Source organism: Gracilibacillus halophilus YIM-C55.5, from assembly GCF_000359605.1.
GTDB classification, from domain to species: domain Bacteria; phylum Bacillota; class Bacilli; order Bacillales; family Amphibacillaceae; genus Gracilibacillus; species Gracilibacillus halophilus.
The window spans coordinates 19,139-39,464 of the sequence record NZ_APML01000072.1 but is presented as its reverse complement, the minus strand read 5'-3'; the positions used below and the strand labels follow the sequence as shown (position 1 = coordinate 39,464).

At 36.7% G+C, this 20,326-nt stretch carries 20 protein-coding genes and 1 pseudogene; 14 read left to right on the top strand and 7 right to left on the bottom strand.

All coding sequences use genetic code 11. The features are described from left to right. Positions 1 to 2,163: 2,163 nt before the first annotated feature. The 4 genes from J416_RS13400 to J416_RS13385 are packed head-to-tail and all read right to left on the bottom strand — an operon-like array spanning position 2,164 to position 4,776. Positions 2,164 to 3,114, bottom strand: coding sequence for an ABC transporter permease subunit (locus tag J416_RS13400; protein ID WP_003473563.1), 951 nt, complete (start codon positions 3,112 to 3,114; stop codon positions 2,164 to 2,166). Beyond that, positions 3,114 to 4,034, bottom strand: a complete 921-nt coding sequence (locus J416_RS13395) for an ABC transporter ATP-binding protein (protein WP_003473561.1) — start codon at positions 4,032 to 4,034, stop codon at positions 3,114 to 3,116. The genes J416_RS13400 and J416_RS13395 overlap by 1 nt, the downstream gene beginning before the upstream one ends. 18 nt (positions 4,035 to 4,052) lie before the next feature. Then, on the bottom strand, positions 4,053 to 4,253 hold the full coding sequence (locus J416_RS13390) for a helix-turn-helix transcriptional regulator (protein WP_003473560.1): 201 nt from the start codon (positions 4,251 to 4,253) through the stop codon (positions 4,053 to 4,055). After that, positions 4,240 to 4,776 (bottom strand): DUF6773 family protein, encoded by a 537-nt coding sequence (locus J416_RS13385; protein ID WP_003473559.1) that lies wholly within the window; start codon positions 4,774 to 4,776, stop codon positions 4,240 to 4,242. Before J416_RS13385 ends, J416_RS13390 begins: the two co-directional genes overlap by 14 nt. A gap of 409 nt (positions 4,777 to 5,185) precedes the next feature. On the opposite strand from J416_RS13385, the gene J416_RS13380 reads away from it, so the two are divergent. The 8 genes from J416_RS13380 to J416_RS13345 all read left to right on the top strand — a co-directional run bounded on the left by J416_RS13380 (position 5,186) and on the right by J416_RS13345 (position 11,585). Further along, positions 5,186 to 5,398, top strand: a complete 213-nt coding sequence (locus J416_RS13380) for a hypothetical protein (protein WP_003473558.1) — start codon at positions 5,186 to 5,188, stop codon at positions 5,396 to 5,398. A gap of 99 nt (positions 5,399 to 5,497) precedes the next feature. Continuing rightward, on the top strand, positions 5,498 to 6,274 hold the full coding sequence (locus tag J416_RS13375; RefSeq protein ID WP_052000985.1) for an ABC transporter ATP-binding protein: 777 nt from the start codon (positions 5,498 to 5,500) through the stop codon (positions 6,272 to 6,274). Further along, a complete protein-coding gene (locus tag J416_RS13370; RefSeq protein WP_003473556.1) occupies positions 6,252 to 7,757 on the top strand; it encodes a hypothetical protein in 1,506 nt (501 codons plus the stop codon). The genes J416_RS13375 and J416_RS13370 overlap by 23 nt, the downstream gene beginning before the upstream one ends. Positions 7,758 to 7,822: 65 nt before the next feature. Next, entirely contained in the window at positions 7,823 to 8,632 is an 810-nt protein-coding gene (locus J416_RS13365) for a PqqD family protein (protein ID WP_003473555.1), read from the top strand. Positions 8,633 to 8,647: 15 nt separating this feature from the next. After that, complete coding sequence (locus tag J416_RS13360) at positions 8,648 to 8,932, top strand: hypothetical protein (RefSeq protein WP_003473554.1); 285 nt, start codon at positions 8,648 to 8,650, stop codon at positions 8,930 to 8,932. Positions 8,933 to 9,124: 192 nt separating this feature from the next. After that, entirely contained in the window at positions 9,125 to 9,409 is a 285-nt protein-coding gene (locus J416_RS13355) for a DUF4212 domain-containing protein (protein ID WP_003473553.1), read from the top strand. A gap of 22 nt (positions 9,410 to 9,431) precedes the next feature. Beyond that, positions 9,432 to 11,114 carry a sodium:solute symporter family protein gene (locus tag J416_RS13350; RefSeq protein WP_003473551.1) on the top strand — a complete coding sequence of 561 codons (1,683 nt, stop codon included), beginning with the start codon at positions 9,432 to 9,434 and terminating at the stop codon, positions 11,112 to 11,114. Positions 11,115 to 11,117: 3 nt separating this feature from the next. Then, positions 11,118 to 11,585 carry a hypothetical protein gene (locus tag J416_RS13345; protein ID WP_003473550.1) on the top strand — a complete coding sequence of 156 codons (468 nt, stop codon included), beginning with the start codon at positions 11,118 to 11,120 and terminating at the stop codon, positions 11,583 to 11,585. Positions 11,586 to 11,650: 65 nt separating this feature from the next. Here the strand turns inward: J416_RS13345 and J416_RS13340 are convergent, their stop codons facing one another. Beyond that, positions 11,651 to 12,697 carry an NAD(P)/FAD-dependent oxidoreductase gene (locus J416_RS13340; protein WP_003473549.1) on the bottom strand — a complete coding sequence of 349 codons (1,047 nt, stop codon included), beginning with the start codon at positions 12,695 to 12,697 and terminating at the stop codon, positions 11,651 to 11,653. Between the two features lie 220 nt (positions 12,698 to 12,917). Between J416_RS13340 and J416_RS13335 the strand changes: the two genes are divergently transcribed. The 3 genes from J416_RS13335 to J416_RS13325 all read left to right on the top strand — a co-directional run bounded on the left by J416_RS13335 (position 12,918) and on the right by J416_RS13325 (position 15,212). Continuing rightward, positions 12,918 to 13,787 (top strand): DMT family transporter, encoded by an 870-nt coding sequence (locus J416_RS13335; protein ID WP_003473548.1) that lies wholly within the window; start codon positions 12,918 to 12,920, stop codon positions 13,785 to 13,787. Positions 13,788 to 13,880: 93 nt separating this feature from the next. After that, positions 13,881 to 14,315 (top strand): YndM family protein, encoded by a 435-nt coding sequence (locus J416_RS13330; RefSeq protein ID WP_003473547.1) that lies wholly within the window; start codon positions 13,881 to 13,883, stop codon positions 14,313 to 14,315. A gap of 15 nt (positions 14,316 to 14,330) precedes the next feature. Next, positions 14,331 to 15,212 (top strand): manganese catalase, encoded by an 882-nt coding sequence (locus J416_RS13325; protein ID WP_003473546.1) that lies wholly within the window; start codon positions 14,331 to 14,333, stop codon positions 15,210 to 15,212. 93 nt (positions 15,213 to 15,305) lie between these two features. Here J416_RS13325 and J416_RS13320 read toward each other — a convergent pair. Both J416_RS13320 and J416_RS13315 read right to left on the bottom strand, forming a co-directional pair. Then, positions 15,306 to 16,648: pseudogene (locus J416_RS13320) on the bottom strand (amino acid permease). 189 nt (positions 16,649 to 16,837) lie between these two features. Then, positions 16,838 to 17,467: a LysE family transporter gene (locus J416_RS13315; RefSeq protein ID WP_003473543.1), complete on the bottom strand. Its 630-nt coding sequence runs from the start codon at positions 17,465 to 17,467 to the stop codon at positions 16,838 to 16,840. Between the two features lie 291 nt (positions 17,468 to 17,758). On the opposite strand from J416_RS13315, the gene J416_RS13310 reads away from it, so the two are divergent. From J416_RS13310 to J416_RS13300, 3 genes are all read left to right on the top strand, one after another. Then, the gene (locus J416_RS13310) at positions 17,759 to 18,451 is read left to right on the top strand and encodes a TetR/AcrR family transcriptional regulator (RefSeq protein ID WP_003473541.1); all 693 of its coding nucleotides are present in this window, start codon (positions 17,759 to 17,761) and stop codon (positions 18,449 to 18,451) included. 114 nt (positions 18,452 to 18,565) lie between these two features. Continuing rightward, on the top strand, positions 18,566 to 19,684 hold the full coding sequence (locus J416_RS13305; protein WP_003473540.1) for a betaine/proline/choline family ABC transporter ATP-binding protein: 1,119 nt from the start codon (positions 18,566 to 18,568) through the stop codon (positions 19,682 to 19,684). Then, entirely contained in the window at positions 19,684 to 20,319 is a 636-nt protein-coding gene (locus tag J416_RS13300; protein WP_003473538.1) for an ABC transporter permease, read from the top strand. The genes J416_RS13305 and J416_RS13300 overlap by 1 nt, the downstream gene beginning before the upstream one ends. The last annotated feature ends 7 nt before the right edge of the window (positions 20,320 to 20,326 follow it).

Below are 20,326 nucleotides of genomic sequence, written 5' to 3'. Positions count from 1 at the left end.
TTGTTACATGTAAATATATATTTTTGGTTGTTTGATCATCAGAATGACCTAGTCTGTCCATAATAATTTCTAGGTATCTCCATGTTCTCTAACCATTGAGTTGGGAAAAATAAAAACGGATTTGACTGAATTTGCTTACCTTAAAAAAGATAAAAACTTTTATTGAAGATAAGATATGGGATTAGCAATGTTAGTCGCTTTTTTGAATTGCCAAACGATCCTAATATCGTGATCGCCAAAGCCCGTATGCAATACTATATAAATGTTTCAGCGGAGAGATAACAAAAAGAATGACAACCTTGTTTCCTCTAGAAGCCATTGAAGTCATGAGTATTGATGAAAGCTTTATTACAATAAATGGGTCGGGCATTACGTTTTGCTATGCGAACTACTTTTCTGTTTTTATATTAATATTTTCATTATACATAGAGGAACACCAGTTTCTATTACCTGTTCGGTTCTAACTTGATATTCCCATTCTAATATATTTGCTGGGTACGTCATTAATAAAGTAATATCTCGTTATTGTATTTTTCCTGCAAACTATATTCTAGTTGTAACTTCGATGCTGTTAAAGCGCCGAAATATATAAAAATTATTAATAAGAATATACTACCCCATCGTCTTTTTTTAGAGTTGAACAAAGTAATAAAAAGAGATACAAGCAAAAATAATATAAAAAGAACGTTGAATTTGTTAATGATATGAAACAGAAACGCTTCTTTCATAAATGGATAAAAGAAGCGGACCAAGCGGACCCCATTTCCAAGAAAGTCAATTAAAATATGTCCAACTAAGATAATTACTAGAAATTTCATCCAAACAAAGATATTATTGGTCTTATCTTTTATAAGTAAACGAGATCCAGATATCAATATGTTAACCTTATAGTGTAATAATTTGTAAAAAAAGGAGTATAACAAATTTATGAGACGCCTTAATATTGTTGCGATGTGCATGATTATAGCCTTGATTTCTTTATATTCTACTAATTTCATGCATGACCATTTAACGAAGTTGCAATTTTATATAGTTTGGTATGGCGTATCTTTAGCAAGTGTTGGAATAGGGTTATATGGGATTATTTCAAAAAAAACAAAAATATTATCCTATATAGTTTTAGGTCTAGGAGCCTTGTTAATATTGGACTTATTATATATGTATGGTGTCACACATTATATGTAAGTTATTTTTGTAACCACACGAAGTAATAAATAAAGCGTCTTTAACTATATAAAAAGATATAGTTACTCCAATGCGTTAGCAAAATGTTAGCATTTTGTAGCGATAGCAATTAAATAAGGAAATTAATGAATCTAAAACTGGAAATATTTCTATTTTATCCGGACCTCCATCAGGTGTAGTGAATGGCTTCACCTATGACAGGACTGTAAGGAATTCAACAAATCTTCAAATAGCTACTGTTAGTTTTGTTGCTGGTGTATTAGCTTCATTTACAGGTATAGCAGGAGGTGTAATTATTGCTGCTGCGACTTTTTATGTGAGTGTTACAGCTGATAAAGCGTGGTGGAAAGAAACGTATTACGGTAAACAGAATGTTGAGGGTTATTCCGTGACATTTACAGAGAAGATTCAATATAATTATTACGAAGGTATGCTCCTTTTAAAGTATAGTTACCAAATTTCATTCTTTTCTACTACCCCTGTTAATAATACTTCGCAAATAGTCTTTCTTAATTACATAAACAAATATAATTTGAATAACCACTACTCCACCAGGAATTATACTAGCTATCCACACTATTGGACTGTCTGCGGAAGACATATAAGAATGCACAATTACATATGCAACTAAACAATAAATTAAAGATAGTATACTAGCAGTAGCATTTATTTTTTTTATAAAAACCATCCCCTATATTTTTATTATTGACAGATAATGAAAAATGGTAATTTAATCATATCATAGAATATTTTTGTAAAAGAACCTTTTTTAGAATTTTGGGGTTTTAATAATTGATTGATTTATTATTAAAGATGTTACAGCCATAGATTATGAAGCCCTTGATTTAACGCACTTTTAGAACCATACGTTATATGTCACGATTATATCACGTAATTTCTTAAATTGGATTAGAAAGGGCGTTTTCGTATATATGCGAAAGCGCCTTTTTAGCTAATACGAAAGATTACCAGAAAAACTCAAATACTTACATCTCTTTTTTTAAAGAAGACACCTGCCAAAGTCAAAAACAAGGATAAATAGAGAATCAGCATCACAATTGAAAATGAGAATGTCATATCTTCAACCATAGGCCCACCAGAAAAATATACAGTTAAATCTGTGTTTGCAAAAAGAGAAAACCTTGCCCAATCGGTTATAAGGCCTAGTATATTCGTTGCCATCGTACCGATAAATAAAAGCATGATGGAAATAGCGATGGCGATGGAGTCACTTCGAAACATGGTTGAGATCATAAAAGCAAACGCGGATAGCATGAATACAGTTATACTGTTGGAAAGATAATCCACTCCGACATATAGTGTGCGTGACCATTCGAAAACCTCACCATTACTGGCAGATATATGGGTAGAAGATGCGTCAAAACCAAATAAACTCCCACCAATGATGATCGAACTCATAAATAATATGACCAGCAGAAAGAGGCCGAATAGAATGACCGTAGCGAATTTTGCAAACAGAATTTGAAGTCTGGAAGCAGATCGTACGAGTAATAACTTGGCTGTCCCTTGCTTGAATTCGAGTGAGACGATGGATGCACCAATCAATATTACGAATACACCGATCATTTGGGTTAAACTTGTATTCGATTCCATATAACTCCATACATTTTCTTTGTCATAGGGGGAAATGTTGTGTTCAAGTCTGTACTCGTTAATGGCCTGTTGATTGATTGCATGACTTTTTATATATCGATTTATTGTTGTTTTTTCCTGTTCAAGATATTCTTCATTTTGTTGCATTAACTCACTTCGCCATTCTTCTTCACTAGGCAACTGTTGATCTTTCTGTTGATAAAATGTGTAGATAGCAGTAATGAGTACGCCGACAATCAATAAGCCGATCATCACATAAGTACTTGTTCGGTTGAATACCTTCATCCACTCATTTCGAATCAATGACCAAAACATTACACTAACCCCCCGCTTGTCGCTTCAAAAAATCGTTCTTCCAGTGATTGTTTTTCCAAAACAACTTGATATACTACAACGTCATTGCTTGTTAAAAGTGTGACGATATTACCCGCTTCTTCTTTTGTCAACATCAGTTGGATGAACTGTTCCTGCTGTGTAATCGTTAGATTAGGAAATGTGGTTTCAATCAATTTTTGGGCTCTAGTTGGATTGTCTGTTTCGATATAATAGGAGTGGACGCCCTGCTTTAAATCGGATTCGTTTGAAACACTCTCGATTTGGGTGATATTCCCTTCTTGAATAATCGCAAATCGGTCACAGATATGCTCGATTTCTGATAGCAGATGACTCGAAATCAAGATCGCAACATTTTCTTCTTTAGCAACTTTTCTGAGAAATGTCCGTATTTCTCTGATGCCAGCGGGATCCAAACCATTTGTAGGTTCATCTAAAATTAACAGTTTCGGACGATGAAGCATCGCTTGAGCAATGCCAAGTCGCTGTTTCATTCCCAAGGAAAATGTTTTTACTTTTTGATCTTTGGCGTAATCGAGGTTGACTAGTTTTAGGCGATCATTAATATCTTTCTTCGTGACGTTTTTGCTCATACGGCCGAAATGAATAAGGTTTTTTTCAGCTGTTAAATATGGATACAATTCAGGGTTTTCTACGATTGTTCCGATTTGTTCGATAGCTCGTTTGTAGTCAGTGGCAATACTATGCCCATTAACGGTGATATCTCCGGCTGTCATTTTTGTTAAACCGACAATCATACGAATTGTAGTTGTTTTACCAGCACCATTTGGACCGAGAAACCCGAAAATCTCACCTGGATAAACATCAAATGATACGTCTTGAATAATCTGTGCTTTGCCGATTTTTTTATCGACGTTCTTGAGGGATAACACTGCTCCCATGGTATAGCACTCTCCTTTCTATTCATCTTCATCCCAAAACAAGTCATCTAACGTTTTGGATAAAGCTTTACAAATGGCTTTACACAAATTTAATGTTGGATTGTATTTTCCTAATTCAATCAATCCAATTGTCTGTCGGGAAACACCGACACGTTCAGCTAATTCCTGTTGAGAAAGATCATGTTCTGCTCTGGCCATTTTCAGTTTAATATTTTTCATGTGTATCACCATCTTCATCGGATTCTTGAAGTTGTTTAGCTATTACCTTGTCACTTTTTCTTTTCATAATGTTGTAACTAATCAAGATGAACATTAGGAAAAAAGGTACATAGATCATGATGGAACCGATAAAGACAATGATAAAAACATATATTGTATTTCCACCCCCATCACTATATAAAATAGCACTTCTTATCGCGATAGATGCTGCAAGTAGTAGACCAATAATTAAGCCAATTAGTATCTGTTTTCTTTCCATTGTGAATTTGCTCTTTTGATTATGCAATTCTACCTTGCCTGAAAAAATCCCAAGTCTCGCTGATCGATATGCAAAGTAAATTCCCAAGGAAAATAATATTGTTAATTCGGTATATACTTGTTCAATCTGAAATCCATGTAAATAAGCTTTCATGATAATGGATACGTAACAAATGAGTAGCACAAGATAATACATTTCTCGGTAAATTTTATTTTCGCTATGGATGATGTGCTCGTCTTTTATGTTGTATTTGCGAAATAACATGTTGTTTTCCCTCCAACTTTTGTGTTCTTACTTATAATAAACGAATTTACAGATAAATGCAATATATATCTGTCATTAAATATAATATATAATGCAAAATGAAAGGTAAAAATAACTGCATCCACTAGGGAGAAACTAACAGAAATTCTTCCATTCATTACTTTTTTTATAATAGTTTAATTCTATTAAATCATTGTTAAATTTAAGAAAAGGCTATTGCTAGTATTGGAGAAAGTTGTTACTCTCTTCTATAGTAAGAGTTATCTTCATAGATATTCATCTACATCTATCCTCATCAACTTCACCATGAATTATTACCCAATCTATAATGACTTCCTATTTTTTGTTAATGCAAGTTTTTTTGTGTGTAAAACTCTCTGCCCATTTTTTTAAAAGGAGTTGAATCATAATGGAAAGAACAATGTCTAGTATTCCCTATGCTACACCTGAAGTGAATTTTACAGAAGATACGGTTGAAGACAATGGGGTTGTTTGGTTTATTGTTGCTGTCGCCCTTATCGGTGTCATCGGACTTTCGGCGTATTGTATTAATAAAGGAATGAATTTAGAAGCTGCATTTAAGTTAAATCCACTCACTTGGAAAATTGGTTGTACAAACTAAACAAGTAAATTAAATAATCTTCACAATCATTAATCAAATCGGGCAGAGAGTTTTTTTATTAAGTTTCACGCTATCTTATCAGTAGGTTAGGTGATGATCATGAATGAGCGACCTGCAATTGTTGAATTATCACATGTACATAAACAATTTCATAAAAAAACAGTCATAAAGGACGTAAGCTTTCAAATCAGCTATGGTCAAATTTATGGGCTTTTAGGACCTAATGGCGCCGGCAAAACAACGACGATTCAGATGCTAACAGGGTTAATGAAACCGGATCGAGGAGCTATTTATGTGAATGGTAGCGACGTCATTCATCATTCGCTACGCATTCGAAGTCACATGGGGATTGTACCTGATGCCGATGAACTATTGGATGATTTGACGTGTCTTGAGTTTTTGCAGTTTATCGGGTCCATTCGAAATATTCCTAAAAACACTCTTAACGATCGAATCAAAGAATGGTTAACAATCTTTCATTTATGGGAACACCGAAAATTTCTACTCGGATCTTATTCACATGGCATGCGAAAAAAAGTTCAATTCATTGCTTCAGTGCTTCATCAACCCAAACTATTGATTATTGATGAACCTACAAACGGATTAGACCCGGATATGATGATTTTATTGAGAGATTTATTGCTACATTTGAAGGCAAAAGGAGTGTCCGTTTTAGTTTCTACGCATCACTTAAGCTTTGCGGAAAATGTTTGTGATCAAGTCTGTTTGATTAAAGATGGCACCGTATGTAAAGATGGTTTTATTTCGGACATTTTACGAGACACACACACCTCAAGTTTGGAATCAGCGTATGCCAACCTATCGAATTCGAGCAGCGAAGGAGATAAAATCAATGACCTCCTTACGAATTGGTAAAATCATTTTCAAAATGTGGAAAAATAAATGGTTCACCGTTCTAAAGGATTCACCTATCTTTGGTTTACTTCCAATTGTACTACTGGTAGCGATTTTCGCTAGTGTAGGTTATATTTACATTTCTATGGAAGATATTATTTCTTCGGTGGGCGAAAATCTAACGACGGACAATATATTTGCTTTTATTTACCACTATTCGACGTTATCATTTTTTATCGTGATTGGCATAACCTTTGTTTTATGGCAATTTATGATTCGAACATCGATACAAAATAAATATTTAGAAACACTCCCCGTTTCACTGAAAGATTGGAAAATGGGCCAATTAATTCCGATTATTGTCCTTGTCCATATTTTGGTCGTGTCTGTGTTTTTACCCATCATGTTCGTTTTACTAGAAAGTCTGCCATTGTCACTTTGGCACATCGTTTTTCTTATTTTGTTATTCCTTTTGGTAATTCATTGTGCGATGCTTTGCGGTTCTTTATGGCAACAAGGCATTTATTTACTATCAAAATGGCTTGTCACACATTCAGATGCACAATTAAAAGCATACCATACGTTGCTCTCCATTATTTCAATATTGGTGTTAGCATTAATGACCATATTATTAGGCATCGATACCATTCAATCATTCATCACCGTCTCGCCGATAGGATTATTTTATGACATTGTAATAAGTATAGAACATGATACACATTTTCTACTCCACTTTGTAGGCATGATCATTTATGTTTTCACCTTTCTCATGCTACTTTATTTTTCATTTAAAATCGAAGGGTATTGGAAAGGGGGAATTGATCAGAGGTTCATACCGCTTAAGAACCTGCCTTTTTCCTTTATCAATTGGATGACGATATTGATATTGGAAATAAAACGAATACTAAGAGATATAGAAAACTTGCTTTACTGCTTTATTGCTCTGGTCCTAATGGTTCTGGTTGGGTATTATATAAAATTGTATGCAACGGAATTAAATCTCGTCATGTTGTACGAACATTTTGCTTTATGGGGAGTTGTAGAATTTTTATCGATTTTTCCACTATTATCACGTGGAAGAGATGTAGGCAAAATAGCGGTTTATCGAACCATTCCATTGTCTGTAACCAGTTACATTCTTGGGAAGTACTTGATTTATGTAACCGTGTTTCCGTTCGTATCATGTGCTTTGTATGTATTGATTATGTCAGTAGGTGGCTATGATATCAATCCGCTTAGTCTTGATACATACATGTATGCGTATTTATTTAGTGTGATCATCTTTAGCATTGCATTTAGCCTAGGAGTCATTCTTCCGAGTGATGACCGCAAGTTTATTAATGTATTCGTTAATGTCATTATTTTTTTAATCGTAAGTATACCCATTTATTTAATTATCATACATGTCATGCAATATTCAATGATTTGGCTGGTAGTTGGCGCTATGGTCATCTTAGTTTTAATTCTTTGGATTTGCATTCTTATCGAAAAAGGGAGAGGGTAGTCATTATTACGAAAGATTCGATTCCGAAGTGGCCAAGTGGAATATATCTAGATGAGAAAGAAATAGTGGATACAGACATTGATCAAGTGCATCAAATAAATGACATAACGATGATGATGTTAAAGCAAATTAATGGTAAAGATTCAATTGAAATAATCGCCGATCAGCTCGTAAGTCTTTATGATTGGCCACGAAAACAGGTGCTTAACGATCTTTTATCACTTATTCATACATTAAACTACCGGTATTTAATCAATATAAAAAATCCAATGAAAGGGCGCATCAAAATAAAGGAAATCATAATGAAGTTATTCTTTTTCTTAGGAACGATTCAAGGTGATCAATGGTTCATGAGAAAAAGGTATTCATTGAAGTGCCATCCACTGTTGACCATTTGGAGGATTTTTATATTTTTTTGCACATCTTACTTGATTGCGTTCATGTTTATTATATTTTTTGTCATCACCATCTTATTTATTTTTGACCGATTAACACCTGTTTCTTTGTTACTTACGGTTGCGCCAGTCGTAATGAGTATGACAATTCATGAATATTGTCATTATCTTTTTTATCAATTATTAGATACGAAAAACAGAACCCCGTATCTCGGATATGCTTTAGGCAAGGCGCAGATTGTACGAACACCTCTACCGTTTCGAAATGACCTGATGGTTACATTAATGGGGCCTTTGATACCAGTGATTATTGGCAGTTTTATCATCTTAATAGGGTTGTTTTCGTCTACGAATATTGAACATATAATATTAGCCGGTAGTATTTTTTGTTCTCATATTATGTTTTTGATACCACCATGTCATGATGGGAAACGAATTTTCCGTATGTTCATGCAGCATGTCATACGATTGAATCATTGAAAGGAAGTGAATACAATGAAAAAAACATCTTTACTCTTTTCATTTCTTTCTGGATTTTTCATTCTTCTGTTTTTACTCTTTTTTGGGTCTATATTATATGCGGTGATAGGTTATGAACTGGAATGGCGTTCGTTTGACGTCGATCTATTCGGCATCGACATATTAATTGTAGAGATTAGTGATGGCGAAGGCTTTTCATTTACAGCAGGTATAGGGTTGTTTATGGTTGCTTTGATCGGTGGATTGTTGAATATGATACTCACAAAAGTCATAAAGACGAGAACGATTAGTAAAAGTTAGAAGTTAGATGAGCAATTTTTGATGTTATAACATAATGAAATTTCATCCTTTGATGCATACGCTTTAAACTTTTTTAATATACTGGGTACAAATGTTAGCGTATTTCAAAGTATAAACACGACAAACATCATTTTTGTAAGCGTTTACTATCAATTGCGCTAACAAATTGATAAGAAAAAGAGGTGAGAATAAGTGGAGAAAACGCTGGATCAAAAGCAAAGGTGGTACTGGAAGAAAAATATTCAATTGATTATTAGCTTGCTTATTGTTTGGGCAATCGTTGGCTTTGGTGGCGCGGTCATATTTGCGGAACCATTGTATAACATCCGTTTCTTTGAAGTATCATTTTCGTTTTGGGTTGCTCATCAAGGGGCAATTATCGTATTTATTTTGCTGATTTTGATTTATGCATTACGAATGGACCGGCTTGATCGGTTATACAAGAAGATGATGAAAGAACAAGAAGCGTCCGATTAAATGAAGATAAGGAGGGATGTGCATGAGTGTTGAGGCAATTACCATTATACTCGTTTTGATTACATTTGCAGTGTACACTGGCATTGGCTGGTGGTCAAGAGTTCGTGATACATCCAATTTTTACGTTGCAGGACAAGGTGTACCGACAGTGGCCAATGGTGCTGCGATTGCAGCTGATTGGATGTCTGCTGCATCCTTTATATCCATGGCAGGACTGGTTGCATTTTTAGGATATGACGGCACGATTTATTTAATGGGATGGACAGGTGGTTATGTTTTACTAGCACTATTATTAGCTCCTTACTTACGGAAGTTCGGAAAATTTACTGTTCCCGATTTTATTGGTGATCGATTTTATTCTTCCACGGCTCGTTCTGTTGCTGCCATTGCTACCATTTTCATTTCACTAACATATATATCTGGTCAGATGCGAGGTGTCGGCATTGTTTTCAGTCGTTATTTGCAAGTAGATATTATCATCGGTGTATTAATTGGTATGGCAATTGTCGGATTTTTTGCTTTACTCGGTGGCATGAAAGGTGTGACTTGGACACAGGCGATTCAGTATTTTGTCATTATAATTGCATTTTTAATTCCTGCTTTTGCGATATCTTTTCAACTAACTGGAAATCCAATCCCACAACTGGCATTAACAACAAGTGATATCGTTGATCGGTTAGGACAAATACAAGTTGAACTAGGTATGACAGAATATATGGCGCCATTTACTGATTTATCGATGTTAAATGTATTAATGATGACCCTTGCTTTAATGGCGGGAACGGCAGGACTTCCGCATGTTATTGTTCGTTTTTATACAGTAAAAAGTGTACGGGCAGCACGATGGTCGGCTGTTTGGGCGATTGTTTTTATCGGTTTACTTTATGTAACGGCACCAGCGGTTGGTGCATTTGCCAAATATAATTTAATTGATACGATTGCTGACAAACCAATCGAAGAAGTCCAAGACATCGATTGGGTAAACAAATGGGAAACAACCGGTTTGTTACAACTCGATGACGCGAATGGAGACGGCATCGTCAATTTTACTGGTGATGATCAAAATGAAGTAATGATTGACGGTGATATTATTGTACTGTCGACACCAGAAGTGGCGAATTTAGCTCCGTTTATTATTGCGTTAGTGGCTGCTGGTGGTTTGGCTGCTGCATTATCAACAGCTTCGGGTTTGTTGATTACCATGACGAGTGCGGTTTCGCATGATATTTATTATCGGATCTTTAATAAGAAAGCCTCTGAAGCCCAACGATTGCGCGTGGGGCGAATAACATTATTTGTTGCATTATTGATTGCCGCTTATGTCGGTATTAACCCACCAGGTTTTGCTGGTGAAGTCGTGGCTCTTGCGTTTGGTTTAGGTGCCGCTAGTTTGTTTCCTGTGATTTTGTTAGGTATTTTTGATAAACGAATGAATAAAGAAGGGGCAGTAGCAGGGATCATAACCGGTTTAAGTTTTACATTAATTACAATTGGGTTGATTCTTTCTGAAACTATTTTTGGAACAGATGGACCGATTATCGAAAGTTTCTTCGGTGTGAATGCCCAAGGAGTCGGTGTGATCGGTATGCTGTTAAACTTCGTTGTCAGTTTCATTGTGTCGCGTGTGACACCAGCACCACCTGCTGATATTCAGCAATTAATTGAAAGCGTTCGTGCTCCCGAAATTGATGAAGAAGGGAGGTAAAGGATGAGCTGGTTATCGGGATTCAGTAGTTTTGTCGTTCTCGTTTTTATTATTCATCCATGGTTTGATCTAAAAACGTTTCAAAAAATTGTTGGTATTACGCTGTTCTTGGAAATTTTCTATGTGATCGGTCATTATTTGATGGAATGGCCGTTCCCTACACCAGTTGTTCTTTTACAATTATTCGTTACTTCAGGGCTGGGTGTCATGCTCGGTGTCTGTTTTTCCCGCTTATGGCCTCTTCCTCATGAGAAAGGGTTTGAGCGAATTCTTCGTACGTTTTTCATTGTTATTCCATCGCTCGGCTTTGGAATGGCATTACAAGTAACGTTACAAGGAGCCGAGGCAACCCAGGCGATTTATCTTATCTTTGCATGTGCAGCATGGCTCGGTTCAGGACGATTTGTTCGACAAACAGATGAACGAAAAGACGGGATAGCCACAACTGAAGAAATCGAGTTTTCGCGGTAATGATGGACTGGGAAATCTTTTGGTGCGTAACAAGAGATTTCCCAGTCATAAATATTGCTAAGTTTTTAGCGCACCATCTGTTTGATTAATTCTTGATTGCGTTCTTTGAAGATTGCGTTATGCGACGATACCATTCCTCTTTTATTTGCCTCTGGGTCAATGAACTGTTTCGCTTGATTGACCGCATTCGCCGCATCTTGAAATGCACCTGCGATTAAATGCAATTTTCCATCATAGGTTAACACATCCCCTGCAGCGTACAGACCTTCGACAGACGATTCGCTATGGGCATTACCCGAAATAAAGTGATCTTTTAACGCAATATCTAACGTGCTATCGTGCAGCAGTGTAGCATCTCGTTCATATCCATGACTAATAATCACTTCATCAATCGTTACATAAGAAACATCTCCTGATTCAACGTGCGTCAACTCGATCTGTTCAATAGCATCATGATACTGATTGGCAAGTAGCCTGGTAATGGATGTCTCTAGGTAGCAAATAGTCGAACGATTCATCACTTGTGATATTTGTGCCTCGTGTCCTTTTAGGGCTTTGTTTCGATAAACTAAATAGACTTGTTTCGCGATCGGTTCCAACTCAATTGCCCAATCAATAGCAGAATTTCCACCACCTGAAATTAAGACCGTTTTATCTTTAAATCGTTGGAGTGATGTGACCGTGTAATGTAAATTCGTGATTTCAAAGCGTTCTGCTCCTTCAATCTCTAATTTATTTGGCTTTAATATGCCGCTGCCGACAGCAACAATGACTGTTTTGGAACGATGTGTCTGTTCAGAATTCGTTGATAGCGTAAATGTTCCGTCATCATGTTGGGTAATGGATTGGACTTTTTCGTTTAAAACGACAGTTGGATGGAAGGTCAATGCTTGTTCGGTGAGCTGTTTCATTAATTGTTCACCGGGAATTGGTGTAATGCCACCAACATCCCATATCATCTTTTCTGGATACACGTGGATTTTTCCGCCTAATTGCGGTTGATATTCAATGATTTTTGTTTTCAATTCTCTCATGCCACTATAGAAAGAAGCGTACAATCCAGCAGGTCCACCACCAATAATTGTTACATCATAGCAATCATTGTCTCTCACGATCTTCACCTCACCTTTTATGTATCTCAATTAGTAATTGAATAAATAGTATAGTTACATTGTAGAATAATTGAAAATGATTATCAATGTCAAAAAAAGAAAAATGTAAGGCGTGGTATATATATACAGATAAACATGCTAATCATTTGCTTTGATAATAGATATTACGTTTTTTACGATATAATGAGAGAGATCATGAAAAAGAGAAGGAGAAGTCGGAATGAATCAGCGCAGTGCACTTCTGTTTATTTTATTGGGAGCGATGTTATGGGGAACGACTGGCACAGCTCAAAGTTTTGCACCACATTCAGCGCATCCCATTGCCGTAGGAACGGTTCGGTTAGCTGTTGGGGGCGTTACGTTATTTTTGTTCGTATGGATAAAAGGGAAATTGCAACTGAATCATGTACATCATTGGCCGAAGTTAGCGATTTTCTTTGCTACAGTGGCAATGGCTGCTTATCAGCCGTTGTTTTTCTCCGGTGTTGCGGTAACTGGTGTAGCAGTGGGAACGGTGGTAGCGATCGGAAGTGCCCCAATTTTGACAGGATTATTGGAATGGTTCATGTATCGAACCATTCCTGACCGGCGTTGGTGGTTGGCAACACTTTTTGCCATTATGGGCTGTACATTGCTTGTATCTACTGATAAAGACGTAACAATTTCACCATTAGGAATTGCGATGTCATTGGGGGCTGGCTTTTCCTTCTCACTATATACAATATCCAGTAAAAACGTATTAACGCGTATTTCTTCAGAGATCGTTGTAGCGGTTGTATTTACTTGCGCAGCCCTTATGTTATCGCCTTTATTATTCGTTTATGATTTTTCCTGGCTATTACAAATAAATGGTTGGCTGGTTGCCTTACATCTCGGAGTTGTCGCAACAGCCCTTGCTTATTTACTATTTTCTTTTGGCTTAGTAGGTGCGCCTGCTTCAACAGCTGTCACGCTTTCCTTAGCAGAACCACTTACAGCTTCTGTGCTGAGTATTATCATCGTAAAGGAAACATTGACTGTCCAAATTTGGATAGGGTTATTTTGTATGTTTATTGCATTATTATTCTTATCAATAAGAAAGAAGCAATAGTGATCAGATTTACATTTGAAGTGAAACATCAAGACGTATGAATAGGTATCCCTCTTTGACGAAAAATAAGTCATGAGGGAGGTGTTTAAAAAAATGGAACATCTAAAAAATATGCTGGTGAAGTTTATCGCCTCTTTTGTGTTACTTTATGCCATCTTAGGTGTTGGTTTTGATGTCTCATTCGGAAATGTATTGTGGATCACACTTGTGCTAGGGGTATTGGCATACGTATTAGGTGATCAGTTATTACTGCGACGATCCAATAATACCGTATCGACCATTTCGGATTTTGCTCTAGCTTTTTTAGTGATTTACTTTATGACAGATGCATTAACCGTTGGAGATGATGTGTTTCAAGCCGCGCTCATAGCTGCCATTGGTGTGGCGATATTTGAATATTTCTTTCATAAATATTTGGCCGCAAATACCGATGAGGAAGAGACGACAGATGTATATACCGATGGAAATTTACAAACAGAAACATCAGAAGAACTTCACCCTGATGATAAAGATATCGATGATGAATAAACAAGGAGGTAGCATATGTTTTATCATGTGAAGGATTTACAATATAACGCAAAACCGTCAGAACCAGATCCGGTATATGCAAAGAAGTTGCAAGAGATTTTAGGTGGCCAATTTGGTGAAATATCGGTGATGATGCAATACCTATTTCAAGGTTGGAATTGTCGTGCAGATAATAAATACCGCGATATGATTTTGGATATTGGGACAGAAGAAATTGCCCATGTTGAAATGATTGCGACAATGATTGCCCAACTTGTGGATAAAGCGCCGGCACACGATCAAGAGGAAGCGGCACAACATCCGGCGGTTGAAGCGGTGCTCGGTGGGATGAACCCACAACATGCGATTGTAAATGGTCTGGGAGCACAGCCAAATGATAGCTCTGGTTACCCTTGGACGGCGCGATATACGATTTCAAGTGGAAATTTACTAGCTGATTTTCGAGCGAACTTAAATGCAGAATCACAAGGTCGCCTTCAAGTTTGTCGTCTATATGAGATGACGACAGACCCTGGGGTTCGTGATATGCTTTCATTTTTAATTGCGCGAGACACGATGCACCAAAATCAATGGATGGCAGCAATTGAGGAATTAGAAGAAACACAAGGTGCCATCGTTCCAAGTACGTTTAATCAAGAATATGAAAAACAAGAAGTCTCTTACTCGTTTATGAATTTTTCTGAAGGAGAGGACAGCCGTACGGGACGATGGGCCAATGGAGCAACTTATGACGGGCAAGCGTCATTTGAATATGTGCAGAACCCACAACCCATGGGACAAAAACCTGATTTACCACCAGCACCAAATTACATTCATGGTACGGCACCAGAAGCCATGCGCAAACAACAAGGTTTGGGCAAAATGGAACCAGCCTCATCACAAGATCAAATCCATTAATGACAAAACAAAGAGAAAAACCAACCGAGATCCATTCGTGATCAAGGTTGGTTTTTCGTTTTTCTAGCTAGTGGTTGATTGTAGTAGTTATAACTAATGATTGTTCCATCGTTTCTGCATGAAAAGCGTGACGAGCCCAATGATACCGACAAATAGGAAACTAACGTAAAATCCTGGCCGAACGGAGCTTCCATAAGGGTGCCAGTAATGGCTGCGAATAGAAGGAAAATACCGATAACAGCTATCGATTTATGGAACCAAGTGATTTTTTCAAGAACCACTAAAGCTGATAATACAATGAATGACCAATTGTATAACAAAAGAATTCCAGCTGCTGTTGTCATATACTCATATATTTTTTCTGGTAATAGCAATGCCGTAACAATCGAAGCAATTAAGCCTACAGTTGCTAGTGCTAGTGACGGCAGTGGAAGCTTCTTAAAGCGTCGGATCTTTTTTGAGAAAAGTTGTGGCGCATCCCCATCTTTTGCTAATGTGACCAATAAGGTAGTTACGCCAAACAATGCAGCAGTCATAGTAGAAAAACCTGCGATGATGATTGCTGCGTTAAAAGCATGTGAGAAAAAGCCTAAATGATAATCAGCAAGTGAAGTGACAAATGGACTCTCATCAGGATGAAACGTATCATAAGAGACGAGCGTCACCGAAAGCCCAATGGAAACAACGTAAATCACTGCTAATAACGTAAGCATGACTCGTCCTGCTTTTGTTGCTTCTTCTTTATTTTTCAATCGAACAGCCATTAAGCCAATTACTTCAATGCCACCAAACGCGTAAAACGCATAAATGAGTGATGCCCAAAAGCCAGAAAATCCTTCAGGGAACAGCGTCATGATATTCCAAGATAATTTGGGGACGTCCTTTGATTCTGGAAGCCAACCACATAAAGCGACAAAAGCAATGATAATAAAAATGAAAATAGCAGCGGTTTTTATTACAGCGAAAATATTTTCAGCTTTGTCGAAACCATCTGTTCCTAATAGCATGACACTGAGTGATAATAGGGCATAGATCGCTGTGAACACCCACAATGGTATGTTAGGAAACCATAGCTGTGTCAAAATGGCTAATGCAATCAACTGACTCCCCATAATGAAAATACTCGAACACCAATAATTCCATCCCGAACTAAATCCAGCCCATCTACCATATGCTTTTTCTGCATAATCACAGAAAGAACCTTCTTGCGGATCTTCCGCTGTCATTCTTGCTAGTAAATGAAAGACAATATAAGTGCCAATGGCAGCCAGAAGAAATGAAAAAACAATGGATGGACCAGTTAATCCAATGCCAATGCTTGAACCGAGAAAATAGCCGGTTCCGATTGTACAACCGACACCGATTAGCGAGAGCTGCCACCATTTGAGTTTGTTGCTTCTATCGTTCCCCATTGGAAATACTCCTTCTTCAATCATCTACACGATAGTATTTGAAAAAGGAGCTTTTTTAACACGCCTTCAATGAATAAATTTCTGGTAAAATTACGAATTGATAAATGTTCTGTTTATTCTCAACTTTATCGATTTTATTCTCAACATTGGGGGATTTATTCTCAACTTCCACAACTTTATTCTCAACTTCAGCAGTTTTATTCTCAACTTTTCTTAGAACTGAAATAACAATTGAATCGCTTGATAGGCGAAGTAAATAGCAAAGCCAATCAAGGTAAAACCAGTAAAGATGGATATTCTTTTTAACGTTTTAACTGTAAGGAAATGTCGGAAACCACTGGACAAGCTTGCCATCGTAATATCCCAAACCATTAAACCAACTAAAATCGCGCCGCCATAGAGAAATAAGTGTGTAGTATCATATTTATCGATGGTATTTGCTAAGACAGAACCGTAGATACCGAGCCAAAATAAAATCGATAGCGGATTGCTAATTGAAATGATGAAGCCTGAGAAAAATGTTTTCTTTAACGAATCTTTTTCTCGTTTGTGACTGAGCTTCACTTTTTGTGAACTAATGATGCTTTCAACCCCCGTATATAGTAAAACAAAGGCGCCGAAAGACCAGAGGAACGTTTTCATAAACGGTGTTTCCAAAAAGTGCACGACACCGAAAAAAACGGCAAGAATAAAAAATAATTCTGCTATGAGTGACCCTAGTCCAATGAGCCACGAGTGGAAAAATCCGTTCTTAATTCCATGATTAATTTGTGCAGCATTAATGGGACCGATGGGCGCTGCAAGAGAAATACCGAGAAAAAAATAACTGAACAATACAGCCAATGCCTTCACTCCTCATCCAAATTACGATAGCTTGTACATTTTATTCAGTAAATAGGAAAAGTAGAACGAGAGAAAATTTTTTCAGAAAATAATGGAATCACAGGGGAAGTTTGATATTACAGGCAAGAGAGTAAAAATTTTATTGTCAATATAACCTTAATGAGTACATTTATTGTCGAAAGGAATTTTACAATGTAAAATTGCTATGATAATATGAACATGTTCATCAAACGAACGCGTTCAAATTGTGAATAGATTTGTGTATTGAGATAGTGAAGGAAGTGAGCTCAAATGGCTACTAGTAGAAAAGAAATTCAGCGTGCGAGGATGTGGCGTTATTTCTTGGATGCAGCAACAGATGTGATTCAAGAAGAAGGAATTGATCATTTCACGATTCGGAAAATAGCAGATAAGGCTGGCTTTACTAGTTCTACTGCATATAACTATTTTAAAGATTTATCACATTTGAAATTTTTTGCAGCAATGCGGTTCATGAGTGATTATTTAGAAGAGCTGCCTACATATTTAGAGAAAGGCTCAAATACAGTTGAAAAATGGTTATATAGCTGGGAATGTTTTTGTAAGCATTCATTTGAACAACCGAAAATTTATTCAGTCATTTTTATGGACAATCTTGGTTCGATTCCTGAAGAATTGTTAGATCATTACTATCAGATCTATGAAAATGATTTAATTGGCTTGCCAGATGGCGTAAAAGAAATCATTATGGAACAAAGCTTTGCCAAACGTAGTGCTTTATTTATTCAGTCTGCTGTCGATGAAGGATTTATAAAAGAAGAAGATATCGACCATATTTCGGATATGACATTATTAATTTGGAAAGGCATGATGAACACTTTTATGAACAATCGCCGAAAATATACAAAAGAAGAGGCGACGAAAACGACAATGCATTATGTGTATCGTAGTGTCATGCATGTGATTAATTCCGACAAATGCCATGAGATTAACGTATCCTACTGAATCGCAAATTGAATGCTGATTCATAGCAAATTTTTTGTGTAAAATAATGAACGTGTTCATTATATGAATCTGTTCAAGATTTTGGTAGCTTCAGCTTCAAGGGGGGAGCAACTTTTGATTCAATTAAAAGATATTAACAAGATTTATGATGATGGCTTTCAAGCGTTAGAAAATATCAATCTAACATTAGAAGAAGGTAAAATTAATGTATTGATAGGTCCAAGTGGATGTGGCAAAACGACAACAATGAAACTACTGAATCGTTTAACTGAATATACGGATGGAGAAATTCTCGTTGATGGAGAAAGTATTCAGGACTTAAATCCAATTGAGATCCGTCGAAAAATGGGGTATGTCATTCAAAATATTGGCTTATTCCCACACATGTCGATTTATGACAATGTCGCAACCGTGCCTAAATTATTAAAATGGGACAAACGAAAGATTAAACAAAAAGTTCACGATCTATTACACATGGTGAACTTGGACCCGGAAACATATAAAGGCCGCTATCCGTCGGAATTAAGCGGTGGTCAACAACAGCGAATCGGTGTGATTCGTGCCCTAGCAGCAGAGCCTTCCACAATCCTTATGGACGAACCCTTCAGCGCATTAGATCCAATTAGTCGTGAACAGCTGCAGGATGAATTAGTCCGTCTTCAAGAAGAAATTAATAAGACCATTGTGTTTGTTACACATGACATGGACGAGGCAATTAAGATTGCGGATCAAATAATTTTAATGAAGGATGGACACATTGTACAAAAAGGAACCCCACATGACATCTTAGCAAATCCAGCCAATGATTTCGTTAAAGAATTCTTAGGAGAAGATCGACTGGGTAGTACACTTCCATCCACTAGTACATTTGTCAATTATAATTATCCTACAATTACCACTGATCAAACAACTAATGAAGCTATCGAACAAATGACAAGTGAACAAATTGATCAATTACCTGTTTTAGATGGGGATAACAGGTTGCAAGGAATGGTTCAGTTATATGATCTATTTCGTCAACAAGACCAGCTCATTGAGGCCGTTATGATGAATACCAATCAACATATATCCGAAGAGACTGAAACCAATCAGTTAGTTGATATATTTACTCAAAAAAAAGAAAAGTATCTGCCATATGTTGCGAAAGACGGTAAGTTTATTGGCATGATTGAACAACAGCAGGTGTTTAATTCGTTACAAGAATTTTACCGAAGTAAGCGTGGTGGACAATAATGGACATCCTGACAGATTATTTTGAATATTGGCAGGAAGACTATGTATCCATATTGGAGTACACAGGGGAACATTTACTGATCTCATTTGTAGTCATGCTGATTTCGATTATGGTCACCGTTCCATTAGCGGTATATATGACAAAAATGAAACAAGAAAAGATCAAAAGCGTTATTTTTAATATCGCTAATGTGTTCCAAACGATACCGACCGTAGCATTGCTGGCAATTATGATCCCGTTATTTGGGATTGGTTTTACACCATCAGTTGTGGCTTTATTTTTATATGCGTTATTACCGTTATTACGAAATACGTACACAGGTATTCAGTCGATTGACTCGAGTATTGTTGAAGCTGCAAAAGGTATGGGATTTAGCACGATGCAACGACTGTTTAAGATTGAGTTACCGGCAGCATTACCTTATGTAATGTCAGGGATACGGGTGACAACTGTGTATATTATTAGTTGGACAACGCTCGCTGCATTAATCGGTGGCGGTGGTCTAGGTGATCTCGTATTAGCTGGCATCGGCTATAATGACCAACAAATGATTTTTACTGGAACATTTTTGGCAATCGTTATCGCGCTTTTACTCGATCTACTATTTGATCGATTTGAGAAAAAATATTCATAAAATTTAA